This is a genomic window from Nonomuraea purpurea (assembly GCF_042650645.1).
GTDB lineage: Bacteria > Actinomycetota > Actinomycetes > Streptosporangiales > Streptosporangiaceae > Nonomuraea > Nonomuraea purpurea.
The window spans coordinates 1-13,118 of sequence record NZ_JBHSBI010000037.1 but is presented as its reverse complement, the minus strand read 5'-3'; the positions used below and the strand labels follow the sequence as shown (position 1 = coordinate 13,118).

General features: G+C 68.6%; 11 protein-coding genes and 1 riboswitch. Of the genes, 6 read left to right on the top strand and 5 right to left on the bottom strand.

The window, feature by feature from the left end; all coding sequences use genetic code 11:
* The first annotated feature begins 34 nt into the window (after positions 1–34).
* Positions 35–328: a Dabb family protein gene (locus ACFOY2_RS46375; protein ID WP_379534554.1), complete on the top strand. Its 294-nt coding sequence runs from the start codon at positions 35–37 to the stop codon at positions 326–328.
* A gap of 156 nt (positions 329–484) precedes the next feature.
* On the opposite strand, the gene ACFOY2_RS46370 is transcribed toward ACFOY2_RS46375, so the two are convergent.
* Positions 485–2,290 carry an acyl-CoA dehydrogenase gene (locus ACFOY2_RS46370; protein WP_379534553.1) on the bottom strand — a complete coding sequence of 602 codons (1,806 nt, stop codon included), beginning with the start codon at positions 2,288–2,290 and terminating at the stop codon, positions 485–487.
* 102 nt (positions 2,291–2,392) lie between these two features.
* Between ACFOY2_RS46370 and ACFOY2_RS46365 the strand changes: the two genes are divergently transcribed.
* The 3 genes from ACFOY2_RS46365 to ACFOY2_RS46355 all read left to right on the top strand — a co-directional run bounded on the left by ACFOY2_RS46365 (position 2,393) and on the right by ACFOY2_RS46355 (position 4,037).
* The gene (locus tag ACFOY2_RS46365) at positions 2,393–3,190 is read left to right on the top strand and encodes a class I SAM-dependent methyltransferase (protein WP_379534552.1); all 798 of its coding nucleotides are present in this window, start codon (positions 2,393–2,395) and stop codon (positions 3,188–3,190) included.
* A gap of 24 nt (positions 3,191–3,214) precedes the next feature.
* A riboswitch (guanidine-III (ykkC-III) riboswitch) is annotated at positions 3,215–3,272 on the top strand.
* A 34-nt stretch (positions 3,273–3,306) separates the two neighbouring features.
* Positions 3,307–3,621 carry a DMT family transporter gene (locus ACFOY2_RS46360; protein WP_379534551.1) on the top strand — a complete coding sequence of 105 codons (315 nt, stop codon included), beginning with the start codon at positions 3,307–3,309 and terminating at the stop codon, positions 3,619–3,621.
* 32 nt (positions 3,622–3,653) lie between these two features.
* Entirely contained in the window at positions 3,654–4,037 is a 384-nt protein-coding gene (locus ACFOY2_RS46355) for a VOC family protein (RefSeq protein WP_379534550.1), read from the top strand.
* Positions 4,038–4,042: 5 nt separating this feature from the next.
* Here ACFOY2_RS46355 and ACFOY2_RS46350 read toward each other — a convergent pair whose 3' ends face one another.
* The gene (locus tag ACFOY2_RS46350) at positions 4,043–4,492 is read right to left on the bottom strand and encodes a hypothetical protein (protein WP_379534549.1); all 450 of its coding nucleotides are present in this window, start codon (positions 4,490–4,492) and stop codon (positions 4,043–4,045) included.
* Between the two features lie 76 nt (positions 4,493–4,568).
* Between ACFOY2_RS46350 and ACFOY2_RS46345 the strand changes: the two genes are divergently transcribed.
* On the top strand, positions 4,569–5,069 hold the full coding sequence (locus tag ACFOY2_RS46345) for a GNAT family N-acetyltransferase (RefSeq protein WP_379534548.1): 501 nt from the start codon (positions 4,569–4,571) through the stop codon (positions 5,067–5,069).
* Here the strand turns inward: ACFOY2_RS46345 and ACFOY2_RS46340 are convergent.
* A complete protein-coding gene (locus ACFOY2_RS46340; protein ID WP_379534547.1) occupies positions 5,064–7,070 on the bottom strand; it encodes a molybdopterin-containing oxidoreductase family protein in 2,007 nt (668 codons plus the stop codon). The genes ACFOY2_RS46345 and ACFOY2_RS46340 overlap by 6 nt on opposite strands.
* Positions 7,071–7,265: 195 nt before the next feature.
* Between ACFOY2_RS46340 and ACFOY2_RS46335 the strand changes: the two genes are divergently transcribed.
* The gene (locus ACFOY2_RS46335) at positions 7,266–9,641 is read left to right on the top strand and encodes a lysylphosphatidylglycerol synthase transmembrane domain-containing protein (protein WP_379534546.1); all 2,376 of its coding nucleotides are present in this window, start codon (positions 7,266–7,268) and stop codon (positions 9,639–9,641) included.
* Here ACFOY2_RS46335 and mgrA read toward each other — a convergent pair.
* Both mgrA and ACFOY2_RS46325 read right to left on the bottom strand, forming a co-directional pair.
* Positions 9,610–10,608, bottom strand: coding sequence for an L-glyceraldehyde 3-phosphate reductase (gene mgrA, locus ACFOY2_RS46330; RefSeq protein WP_379534545.1), 999 nt, complete (start codon positions 10,606–10,608; stop codon positions 9,610–9,612). The genes ACFOY2_RS46335 and mgrA overlap by 32 nt on opposite strands.
* Before the next feature lie 58 nt (positions 10,609–10,666).
* Positions 10,667–12,757, bottom strand: coding sequence for a S9 family peptidase (locus ACFOY2_RS46325; protein ID WP_379534544.1), 2,091 nt, complete (start codon positions 12,755–12,757; stop codon positions 10,667–10,669).
* Between the last annotated feature and the right edge of the window lie 361 nt (positions 12,758–13,118).

Here is a 13,118-nt window from a genome sequence, read left to right as displayed (position 1 = left end):
GTGACGTGATCAGATACATCGATATTGTTGACGCATGATTCGCCACATCGTGCTGTTCACCTGGACCGAGGACGCGACCGACGAGCAGCGCGCGGCGGTGACCGCCGAACTGCGCAAGCTGCCGGGCCTCATCCCCGAACTGCGCGCGTACACGGTGGGCGCCGACGCGGGCATCAACGAGGGCAACCACGACTACGCGGTGGTCGCCGACTTCGACAATGTCGACGACTACCTCGTCTACCGCGACCACCCACAGCACCAAGAGGTGATCGCGAAGCACATCAGGCCGATCCTGGCCTCCCGCGCAGCGGCTCAGTTGAGCGTCTAGACCACGTTCTCGCGGCGCACCTTGCCCGGTAGCCGGGCAAGGTGGGCTCGCGTTACGGCGCCCGGCCGGTGAAGGGTCAGAGGGCGTTTCCTGGAGGGCCGTCAGCCGAAGTACGGTGAGTGGCTGGCCACGGCAGCGCGTACCAGATGGAAGTCTTTAAAAAGCCTCCTCGGGGAGTTCCATGAGTTCCTGGCCGGTGCTGTCGAGGACGCGGCGCTCGGCGGCCATTCGGGGCAGTACGGTCTTGGCGAAGAACGAGGCGGCGGCGACCTTGCCCAGGTAGAACGGGTCCTCGCCGTCGTTCAGCTTGGCCAGGGCCACCTCGGCCTGGCGCAGCAGCAGCCAGCCGATCACCACGTCGCCCAGCGCGAGCAGGAACCTGGTGGTGTTCAGCCCGACCCTGTAGACCTCGGAAGGCCTCTCCAGCGAGCCGAGCGCCCAGCCCGCCATCGTGTCGCCCATGGCCTTGACCTCGGCGGCGGCCTCGGCGAGCAGCTTGCGCTCCTCCTTGAGCCGGCCGTTGCCCGCCTCGGAGCCGGCGAACTCGCCGATCTCGGCGAACAGCGAGCCGGCCGCCGCGCCCTGGTTCTTCAGGATCTTCCTGAAGAACAGGTCGAGGCCCTGGATCGCGGTCGTGCCCTCGTACAGGGAGTCGATCCTGGCGTCGCGGATGTACTGCTCGATCGGGTAGTCCTGCAGGTAGCCGGAGCCGCCGAGGGTCTGCAGCGAGCGGGAGAGCAGCTCGTACGACCGTTCTGACCCGACGCCCTTGACCACGGGCAGCAGCAGGTCGTTCATCTCGTGGGCGTGCCGGTCGTCCGGGTCGAGCATGATCGCGTCCTGGAACGTGGCCGTGTAGAGCACCAGGGCCCGCATGCCCTCGGCGTAGGCCTTCTGCAGCATGAGTTCGCGGCGCACGTCGGGGTGGTGGCTGATGGTCACGCGCGGGGCGCTCTTGTCGGCCATCCTCGTCAGGTCGGCGCCCTGGACGCGGGCCTTGGCGTACTCCAGGGCGTTCAGGTAGCCGGTGGAGAGCGTGGCGATGGCCTTGGTGCCGACCATCATGCGGGCGTGCTCGATGACCATGAACATCTGCCTGATGCCCTCGTGCACGTCGCCGATCAGCCAGCCGACGGCCGGTTCCTTCTCGCCGAAGGTCAGCTCGCAGGTCGTGGAGACCTTCAGGCCCATCTTCTTCTCGACGTTGGTGACGTAGGCGCCGTTGCGCGCCCCGAGTTCGCCGGTCTCCAGGTTCACGTGGTACTTGGGCACCAGGAACATCGACAGGCCCTTGGTGCCGACGCCGTGGCCCTCGGGGCGGGCCAGCACGAGGTGGAAGATGTTCTCGGCCATGTCGTGCTCGGCGCTGGTGATGAAGCGTTTGACGCCCTCGATCAGCCAGCTCCCGTCGGGCTGCCGCGTGGCCTTCGTCCGGCCCGCGCCCACGTCGGAGCCGGCGTCCGGTTCGGTGAGCACCATGGTGGCGCCCCAGTCGCGCTCGATGGCCAGCTCGGCGAAGCGCTTCTGCTCAGGGGTGCCCAGTTTCCACAGCGTGTAGGCGAACTGGGGGCCGGCGGCGTACATGTAGAGCGCCGGGTTCGCGCCGAGGACCATCTCCGCGGTCGCCCAGGCCAGGCTCCGCGGGATGCCGGGGCCGCCCAGCTCGACGGGCAGGTCCAGGTCCGCCCAGCCGCCGTCGATCAGCGCCTTGAACGACTTCTTGAATCCTTCCGGCACCTTGACCGTGTGGGTCGCGGGGTCGAACACGGGCGGGTTGCGGTCGCCCTCCTCGAAGGAGTCCGCGAAGACGCCCGTCGCCAGCCGGTTGACCTCGTCCAGGATGCTGCGGGCGACCTCCTCGTCGACTTCCGCAAAGGGCCCTGCACCGAGGATCTCGCCTCTCCCGAAGACCTCGAAGAGGTTGAATTCCAGGTCACGTACGTTGCTCTTGTAGTGGCCCATGGGGTCGATCTCCTTGAACCGGGGGCTTATGTACTCGCGAGTAACCTTACTCTGCAATGCTACCCACGGGTAACCCGTGCTATGCATGGCATGCTCGTCTCCATGGACGCCGAAGAACTCGCCGCGAGATGGCGAGCGCGACTGGAATCCTGGGCCATCCCGGACGAGATCCTGGCCAAGGCTCCGGTGGATCCCTGGAGCCATTCGCCGGAAAGGTTCGGCACCCGCACTGACAAGGCGCTGGCCGAGCCCGACGACGGGCCGACCATGACCCGCCTTTCCGAGGCGCTGCCCGACAAGGGCACGCTGCTCGACGTGGGCTCCGGCCCCGGAGCCGCCTCCCTGCCGCTGCGCGGGCGCATCGGCCACCTGTGGGCCGTCGACACCTCCGCCTCGATGCTGGAGGGGCTGACGGTCCGTGCGGGCAAGCTGGGGGTGCCGGTGACGACGGTCGAGGGGCGCTGGCCGGACGTGGCCGACCGGGTCCCCGTCGCCGACGCGGCCATCGCCGCGCACGTGGTCTACAACGTGCCCGATCTGGCCGAGTTCCTGCGGGCTCTTGACGTCCACACCAAGGGCAGGGTGGTGCTGGAGTTGCCGAACCGCCACCCCATGAGCTGGATGACCCCGCTGTGGCAGCACTTCCACGGCGTCGACCGGCCGGTGCGGCCCATCGCGGAAGACTGCGTGGCCCTGGCGGCGGCCCTCGGCTTCGCCGTGCAGGTGGAGGAGAGAGAGGCCCCTCTGGAACGTTTCACCTCGCTGGAGGAACTGGCCGCCAGCGTGTGCCGGCGGGTCTGCCTCGACCCCGCGCGGGCGCAGGAGGTGGCGGAGACCGTGCTGGAGCTCGGCATGTGGCCGATGCCCCGCGACCGGTGGGTCACCATTTGGTGGGAATGATCCCGCCGGCTGCCGTGTTCACCCCATGAGCGGAAGCTCCCGGACGAGACGCGCCGTACCCGGAACGCCAAGACGACGCGACCCCGTACAGCCTCGTCTTTCAGGGAGTTTCGATCATGGCATGGATCTTCGTCGTGCTGGCCGGCGTCTTCGAGGTCGCGATGGCCCTCTCGCTCAAGCTCAGCAACGGCTTCACGCATCTGTGGTGGAGTCTGTCGTTCCTGGTCACGGCCGTGCTCAGCTTCGGCCTGCTCTCCTACGCGCTCAAGAGCCTGGAGGTCGGCACCGCCTACGCCGTCTGGACCGGCGTCGGCGCGGCGGGCACCGCGGTGCTCGGCATGATCGCCATGGGCGACTCCGTCTCGCTGCCGCGGCTGCTCTGCATCGTCCTGATCCTGAGCGGGGTCATCGGGCTGCGGGCGGTGGCTTGACGCGGGCCGCGAGTATCCGATTGGGTGTTCGGGTGATCGAGATCCATGGCATCGCCATCGATGCCGCAGACCCGTACGCGATCGCCAATTGGTGGAGCCAGGCCACGGGGCTGCCGCTCGGAGAGGGCGACAAGCCCGGCGACGACGAGGTGTTGCTGCAGACCGAGCAGGGCGCGTACTTTCTGTTCATCCGCGTCCCCGAGGGCAAGACCGTCAAGAACCGGCTGCATCTCGACGTCAACGGCACCGAGGGCAGAACGCGCGACGAGGAGGTCGAGCGGCTGCTCGGGCTGGGCGCGACCATCTTCAATGATCTGCGCCAGCCCGACGGCACCGGCTGGGTGACCATGCTCGACCCCGAGGGCAACGAGTTCTGCGTCTGCAGGAGCCAGGCGGAGAGGGAGTCCACGGGCTGACGGGCTCATCGGGCCGATTGGGCCCGCCCCCGCATGGCGAACGTCATGATGCCGGCGATCAGATAGACCAGCGCGCCGTGCCACAGGGCGTCCCAGGCCGCGCCGAAGACCCCGTCCCCGTCCAGCACGAGCTGCAGCGGATAGTCCAGCACGGCCGTGATGCCCGCCGGTAGCAGCGCGAACTTCCACGGATGCCGCAGCGACCAGATGCGCGCCTGGCGGGTCACGCGGTCGCCCTCGTTCGGCTTGGAGACCGCGCCGATCGCGGCGATCAGGGCGAACAGGCCGATGCCCAGGCCCAGCGCCCAGACCAGGTCGGCGCTGCCTGTGAGCGCGCCGAGCCCGAAGCTGACCGCGCTCACGGCGCCGCCGCCGACGGCGGCGGCCTTCCAGGGGGCGCCGCGCAGCGCGGCGCCGGAGAGCGATATTTCATCGCGTCGGCTGATTTCGTTCATGTCACTCATGCTGCCTGCCGGCCGCCCCTGGGGGCATCGGGGACGGACCCTGAGCCGTCCCTGACATCATGCGGGCATGGGAAAATTCGTGATTGAGGGCTCCGGCCGGGACGAAGGGGAGCGCTCACGCGACGTCCGGTTCCGTCAGGCCCGCAGGCAGGACGTGCCCGCGATCGTGGCCATGCTCGCCGACGACCACCTCGGCGCGACCCGCGAGGGCGACCCGGACGACCCGCGCTACCTGGCCGCCTTCGACCGCATCGACGCCGACCCCCACGACGAGCTGATCGTGGCCGACATCGACGGCGAGGTGGTGGGGACGATGCAGCTCACCTACCTGGCGGGGCTGTCCAGGCTGGGCGCGGAGCGATGCCAGATCGAGGCTGTCAGGGTCGCCGCCTCCGTCCGAAGCCGGGGAGTCGGCCGCGAGATGATCACGTGGGCCGTCGGCAGGGCGCGCGCACGAGGCTGCGCGGTGGTGCAGCTCACCTCCGACAAGTCGCGCACGGGTGCGCACCGCTTCTACGACTCCCTCGGCTTCACAGCCTCCCACGAGGGCTACAAACTGGCGCTATGAGCAGGGGCTGAGCTCGACCAGGTTGTCGTGGAAGCCGGGCCCCATGCCCATGTCGCCGTCCCGCTCCGCCACGACCGCGTTCGGGTTGGCACTGCCGGGGCTGAGCTTCGGCCAGCGGCCCTTCGGCGAGGCCACCACCCCCGCCGACACCCTGTCGCTGATCTCCACGTCCGCCAGGAACTCGCCTCCGGCGTTGTGCACGCGGACCCGCTGGCCGCTCACCAGCCCCCGCGCCGCCGCGTCGGCCGGGTTGACCAGCACCACCGGGTCCTTGGCGCGCCGCCGCAGCTCGGCGTTGTTGCCGAAGGTCGTGTTCAGGAACATGTGTGGGGCCGGGGTGACCAGCGCCAGCGGGTACCGCGAGCGCTCGGCCGAGGCCGTGTGCGACGGCACGTACGCCTTGTCAGGGGGCGGGAAACGCAGCCGCCCCGAACGTGTCGGGAAGCCCTCGGCGAACGGCGCGAACGGCTTGGGATAGTTCATCCGCACCCAGCCCTCCTTGCGGAGCCTGTCGAGCGTGATGCCCTCCAGCGACGGATGCCCGCTCGACAGCAGTTGCTCGGCCAGCTCCAGATCCGAGTCGAACAGCGACGGCTCGGTCATCCCCATGTGCGCCGCCAGCCGCCGGAACGTCTCCGTCGTGGACAGGCACTCGCCGGGCGGCTCCACGGCGGCCTCGTTCCAGGCCAGGTACAGGTGGCCGTAGCCGGCGTGCAGGTCGTGGTGCTCGGTCTGCATGGTCGCGGGTAGCACGATGTCGGCGTAGTCCACGGTGTCGGTCGGGAACTGCTCCATGACCACCGTGAACAGGTCCTCGCGGGAGAGCTGCCGCCTGATCGCGTTCGCGTCGGGGCTGGAGCCGACCGGGTTGGCGGCGTACACCCACAGGCACTTCACCGAGTCGAGCTGGGAGGCCAGCTTGGTCATGACGAGCGTGCGCACCGGCTTGGCCAGCAGGTCGTCGCGTCTGTCGATGTTGAGGTGCACGTGGCCGCTGGTGGAGTAGGAGACGCCGCCCCCGGGGTGACGCCAGTCGCCTGTGACGCCGGGGATCGCGGCGATCGTGCGCATCGCCGTGCCGCCGCCCTGGTGTCGCTGCAGGCCCTGCGTGGCGCGGATGGCGGTCGGGCGGGTGTGGGCGAGCCGCGTCCCCAGCCTGTGGATGTCCTCGGCCGGGAGGCCGGTGATGCCGGCCACGGTCTCGACCGGGTGGCGCAGGATCTCCTCGCGGAACTGCTCCCAGCCCTCGGTATGCTCGGCCAGGAACTCCTCGTCCTGCGCGTTCTCCGCCAGCACCACGTTGAGCAGCCCGAGCGCCAGCGCCGCGTCCGTGCCGGGCCTGATCGGCAGGTGCTCGTCGGCCTGGTCGGCCGTCCTGGTGCGAATCGGGTCGATGGCCACCACGTACGCGCCGGCGGCCTTGGCGTCCTGGATGAACTTCCACAGGTGGTGCCCGCTGGTCAGCGGGTTCGTGCCCCAGAGCAGGATCAGCCTGGCCTGGGCGAAGTTCTCGGGGTCCATGCCGGCGGGCGTGCCGTTCGTCCGGTTCAGGCCGCTGCTGCCGGCCGACGAGCAGATGTTGAGCCAGTGCTTGGACGCGCCGAGCACGTTCCAGAAGCGGCGGCCCGCGATGCCCTCGCAGCCCTGCAGGTAGCCGAGCGTCCCGGTGCCCAGGTAGGGCCAGATCGCCTCGCCGCCGTGCTCGTCGACGATGGCGCGCAGCCGTACGGAGATCTCCTCCAGCGCCTGGTCCCAGGTGATCCGCTCGAACTGCCCCGAGCCCTTGGGGCCGGTGCGGCGCATGGGGTGGAGGATGCGGTCGGGGGCCTGTGAGTGCTCCAGGTACCGGTTGACCTTCACGCACAGGGCGCCCCTGGTGTAGGGGTGGTCGGGGTTTCCGCGGAGTTTGACGGCCTTGCCGTCCTGGACGGTGACGATCCATGAACAGCCATCGGGACAGTCCAGAGGACACGCCCCCGTAAGCCTCAATTCACCCGACATGGGACACACACTACGTTGCGCGCCAGGTATTGACACTAACCGTGTACTCTGCCCGATGCGACGACTGCGGGTACGAGTGAGGACGCTGGAAGCCGAGAGATCGTACGGTCCTGCCGGGAAGGTGCAGAATCACTGTCGGTGGCCGAAATCAGGGAACGAGATGATACGGAGGACCTCGCGGAGGGGGATCCAGCCGTGGCTGAGTCACGCGCTGACAGCGATGTCTACGTAGTGGAGCCGCTACTTCCCCAGCGTCTGCGCCGTCCCTCCGACCTGCTGCGCTTCTTCGCCACGCTGATCGTCCTCGGCGCGGTCATTCTGCTGGCCCTGGTCGCCAAGCAGACGCTCATCGGGCTCGAGGCCGACGTCAAGGTCGGCACGGAGCTCGTCCCCCTGCTCCCGAGGATCGCCGCGTTCCTGGGCGGCGCGGCCGTCCTCATCGTGCCCGCGGCCTTCGCGGTCGAACGGGTCTTCCACCGCGACGGCCTGCGCGTGGCCGAAGGGCTGATCGCCGCCATCATCGGCATGGCCGGCTCGTTCCTGCTCGGGCAGTGGCTCGTCGGCGGCAACGTCAACGACCTGCGCGTGCTGCTGACCGGCGACAGGACCATCGAACCGCTGAACACACTGCTCACCTCGGTGATCGCGTACGCCACCGCCGTCCGCATCTCGCGCCGCCCCACCTGGCGCATGCTCATGTGGACCACGATCGCCCTGTACATCCTGGCGTTCTTCTCCGGCAGGCAGATCACGATCCCGAGCGCGATCGTCACCGTGCTGGTCGGCATGGCCATCGGCTACGCCACCCTCTACAGCGTCGGCAGCCCCAACACCAGGCCGCCCGGCAGCGCCGTCGTGGCCGCGCTGCGCAAGCTGTCGTTCTCGCCGGTCTCCGCCCGCCGCATAGAGGACGACCACCAGGGCAGCCGCCGCTACGCCATCGGGCTCCAGGACGGCACCAGCCTCGACGTCACCGTGCTCGACCGCGACCGGCAGGTGGCCGGGCTTCCGTACCGGCTGTGGCGGCGCTTCAGGCTCAACTCCGAGACCAGGCGCAAAGCGATCAGGTCGCTTCGGGCCGAGCTCGAACGCGAGGCGCTCATGGCGTACGCGGCCCAGGCCGCGGGAGCCGGCACGCCCAGGCTCCTCGGCACCAGCGAGATCGGCACCGAGGCCGCGCTGCTCGCCTACGAGCACATCGAGACGCGCCCCCTCGACGACGTCCCCGACGAGGAGATCGACGACGACCTGCTCGCCCAGATCTGGGAGCAGGTCGAGCTGCTGCGCATCCAGCGCCTGGCGCACCGGCGGCTCACCGGCGACAGCATCCACCTCGACAGGGCCGGCCGGGTCGTGCTGACCGACGCGCGCAGCGGCGAGATCGCCGCGGGAGACCTGCTGCTCCGGCTCGACGTCGCCCAGTTGGTCACCTACCTGTCGCTGCGCGTCGGCCCGGAACGCTCGGTCAGGGCCGCCTCCAACGTGCTCGGCCCCGACGCGCTGGCCGCCGCCATGCCGCTGCTCCAGCGCATCGCCCTCACCAGAGAGACCCGCTCGGCCCTGGCCAGGGCCAAGAACCTGCTGCCCGCCATCCGCGACCAGATCGTCGCGCTCAAGCCGCAGGGCAAGGTCGAGGAGGTGCGGCTCGAACGCTTCAGACCCCGCACCCTGGTCACCATCATCGCCAGCACGTTCGCCGCCTACATCCTGTTCTCCCAGCTCAGCAGGGTCGACCTCTACAAGGTCGTGACCACGGCCAACTGGGGGTGGGCGGGCCTGGCGCTGGTCGCCTCGTTCGTGAGCTTCGTGGCCGCCGCCCTCATGCTGCGCGGCTTCGTGCCCGAACCCCTGCCGCTCTGGCGCACCGTGCTCGTGCAGTTCGCGGCCTCGTTCGTCAAGCTCGTCGCGCCGGCGGCCGTCGGCGGCGTCGCCATCAACACGCGCTACCTGCAAAAACGCGGCATCGCGCCGTCGTCGGCGGTGGCCAGCGTGGGCGCCTCACAGCTCATCATGCTGGTCTTCCACATCGCGCTGCTCCTGCTGTTCGCCTACATCACCGGCTCCACCACGACCACGGCCTTCAGCCCGTCGCGCGGGCTCGTGCTCGTGCTGCTCGCCCTGGCGCTGCTGGTCGTGCTGGTGCTCGGCGTGCCGCCGCTGCGCCGGATGGTCACCGCGCGGATGAGCAAGCTCTTCTCCAACGTGCTGCCGCGCCTGCTCGACGTGCTGCAGTCGCCGCGCAAGATGATCGAGGCGTGCCTGGGCACGCTCATGATCACCATCTCGTTCGTGGCGTGCCTGGACGCCTGCGTGGCGGCGTTCGGCGGTGAGCTCAGCTTCACCGCCGTCGCCGTCGTCTTCCTCACGGCCAACGCGATCGGCTCCGCCGCGCCCACCCCCGGCGGGCTGGGCGCCGTCGAAAGCGCGCTCGCGGTCGGGCTCAGCGTGGCGGGCCTGGAGCCCGGGCTGGCCCTGTCGGCCGTGCTGCTGTACCGGCTGCTCACGTTCTGGCTGCCGGTGCTGCCCGGCTGGGCGTCGTTCACCTACCTGCAGCGGAACGAGGCCCTGTGACCTTGTCGACGGCCTGGAGCTCGTCCTCGGTGAACTCGGGGCCGTCCACGCACGCCACGTTGTCCTCAAGCTGCTTCACGCTGCTCGCGCCGATGAGCACACTCGTCACCCTCGGATCCCTGAGCGTCCACGACAGCGCCATCTGAGCCAGCGTCTGCCCCCTGCTCGCGGCGATCTCGTTGAGGCCGCGCGCCAGGTCGCGGTCGATCCTGTCGGCGCTCAGGAACCGGCTGGTGGCCGCCCGCGAGTCCGTCGGCACGCCGTCGAGGTAGCGGTCGGTCAGCAGGCCCTGGGCCAGCGGCGAGTAGACGATGCAGCCCATCCCCGCCTCCTCCAGCGCGTCCAGCAGCCCGTCCTCGATCCACCGGTTGATCATCGAGTAGGACGGCTGGTGGATGAGCAGCGGCGTGCCCAGCTCGCGCATGATCCGCGCGGCCTGGGCGGTCTGCTCGGCCGAGTAGTTGGAGATGCCCGCGTAGAGCGCCTTACCCGAGCGCACCGCCCGGTCCAGCGCCCCCATGGTCTCCTCCAGCGGCGTCTCCGGGTCGGGACGGTGGCTGTAGAAGATGTCCACGTAGTCCAGGCCCATGCGCTCCAGCGACTGGTCGAGGCTGGCCAGCACGTACTTGCGCGAACCCCACTCGCCGTACGGGCCCGGCCACATGTCGTAGCCCGCCTTGGTGGAGATGACCAGCTCGTCCCGGTACGGCAGGAAGTCCTCGCGCAGGATCCGGCCGAAGTTCCGCTCGGCCGAGCCGTAAGGAACGCCATAGTTGTTGGCCAGATCGAAGTGCGTCACCCCGAGGTCGAACGCCCGCCGCAGGATCGCACGGGAGTTCTCGACCGGCCGGTTGTCGCCGAAGTTGTGCCACAACCCCAACGAGACCACGGGCAGCTTCAACCCGCTGCGCCCACTGCGGTTGTACGGCTGGCGCTCATAACGCCGCTCGTCGGCCCGATAGGTCATGAACCCTCCTTCGTCGGGCCCATGTTTCCCTGCTTACTGATGACCTCGACAAGCTCGGTCATGATGTACCTCTCTCGATGATCCAGGAAAGCGCGAACGCCTCCTCGCGCCAGGCGTCGTAACGCCCGCTGCGCCCGCCGTGCCCCGCACCCATCTCGGTCTTGAGCAGGAACGGGCCGCCGTTCGCCGTCGCCCGCAGCCTCGCGATCCACTTCGCGGGCTCGTGGTACAGCACGCGCGTGTCGTTCAGGCTCGTGATCGCCAGGATCGGCGGGTACGGCCTGCCGTCGACGTTCTCGTACGGGGTGTAGCTCTTCATGTACGCATAGACGTCCGGGTTGTGCAGGGGGTCGCCCCACTCGTCCCATTCGATCACAGTCAGCGGGAGCGACGGGTCGAGGATGGTGTTCAACGCGTCCACGAACGGCACCTCGGCCACCACGCCCGCGAACTCCTCGGGAGCCAGGTTCACGGCCGCGCCCATCAGCAGGCCGCCTGCCGAGCCGCCCCTGGCGATGATCCGCTCACTCCAGCCGGACGCCTTCAGGTGCCCGGCCACCGCCACGAAGTCGGTGAACGTGTTGCGCTTCCTGGTCAGCTTGCCGTCCTCATACCAGTGACGGCCCATCTCGCCGCCGCCCCTGACGTGCGCGATCGCGAAGACGAACCCACGGTCGAGCAGCGACAACCTCGGGACGGAGAAGCCCGGGTCGATGGAGGTCTCATAGCTGCCATAGCCGTACAGCACTGTCGGAGCCGGCCTGGCCGCGTCCTTCCGCTTCACGATCGACACCGGCACCTTGGTGCCGTCCTCGGCCGTCGCCCACTCGCGGAACTGCTCGTAGTCGCCCGGGTCGTAGCCGCCCAGCACCGGGCGCTGCTTGAGCAGGATCAGCTCGTGGGTGTCGAGTTCGTAGTCGTAGACGCTCGGCGGGGTGACCATGCTCGTGTAGCCCAGCCTGAGCCTCGTGGTCGTGAACTCGGGGTTGCCCGCGGGGCCGACGTCGTACAGGGGCTCGGGGAAGTCGATCTCGTACGTGTTGTGCTCGGCGGCCTCGATCCTTTCGCGCCAGTTCGCGCCGTCGGCCGGGTAGGGGAGCACGCGCAGGCCCGTCAGCCCTTCGCGGCGGAAGTGCACCACGGCGTGGTCGGAGAACGCGTCGATCTCCAGGAGCCTGGTGTCCTGCCTGTGGGCGATCAGCGGGGTCCACTCGCCGGGGGCGTCGAGCGGGGCGGTGGCCAGCTCGAAGTTCTCGGCGTTCTCGTTGTGGAGGATGTAGAAGAAGTCGCCGGCGTGCTCGACGCCGTACTCCACGCCGGTCGTCCTGGGGCGGACGACCCGGAACTCGCCTGCCGGGTCGGAGGCGTCGAGGAGCCGCACCTCGCTGGTGATCTTGCTGCCCGCGCCCAGCACGAGGTACTTCTCGCTGCGGGTCAGCCCGATGCCCACCCAGTAGCGCTCGTCGCCCTCCTCGTAGACCAGCACGTCCTCCTGGGTTCCGAGGGTGTGCCGATAGACCTGGTACGGGCGCCAGGCGTCGTCGACGCGCGTGTAGAAGAACGTCGAGCCGTCGGCCGACCAGGAGCCGCCGTAGAAGATGTCGGTGATCTCGTCCGGCAGGAGCTCGCCCGTTTCGAGATTCTTGAATCTCAGGGTGAAGCGCTCGTCGCCCTTGTAGTCGGTGGCGAAGGCCAGCATCTTGCCGTCGGGGGTGACGGAGCTGGTGCCGATCGCGAAGAACGGGCTGTCGCCGGCGAGCTCGTTGCCGTCGAGGATCACCTGCTCGCGGTCGAGCCGTTCGCCGGGGGTGATCTTCGGGGGCGCGTCGCTGTCGGCGGGGACCCGGCAGGAGACCGCGTACTGCTTGCCCTCCTCGGTACGCGTGAAGTACCACCACGCGCCCTTGCGGCTCGGAACCGACAGGTCGGTTTCCTGGGTCCGGCTCTTGATCTCCTGGAACACCTGCTCCTGCAGCTCGGACAGGTGAGCTGTCTCCTGTTTGAGAAAGTCGTTCTCAGCCTCCAGATAGGCGGTGGTTTCGGGATCTTCCTTGTTGCTCAGCCAGGCGTACTCGTCGATGACGGTGTCGCCGTGGTGGGTGCGCTCAGTCGGGATCTTCTTCGCCACTGGCGGAGTGTTGCTGCTCACGTGGGGAGTCTATGTTCGGCCGTGATCGTTCTGTGGCCGGGGAAGATGAACGAACGCGTCCCGAGCGGTCGGGAGCGCTGCTAATCTTTAGAAGCCGACGCAGTGCGGCGCAACCCAACTCTCTCACTTCGGTGGCATTGGTGCGTTGTCGTCGTGGTCGTCGGTAATCCTTGTGACTCGCAGGTCCGGAGATCGGTTCGCAGAACTGTCGAAGGGCTGGTAAGTTAGAGGGGTTGTCTCCGAAAGGGGGCAGGATTAATTCCAGCAGGTCGAGCAAGTCCGGTCAATTTGACAGAGACTTGAACGGCTGAAAGAATTAAGACACAACGAAATGAACGCCTCGGAAGCGAGACAAACAAAG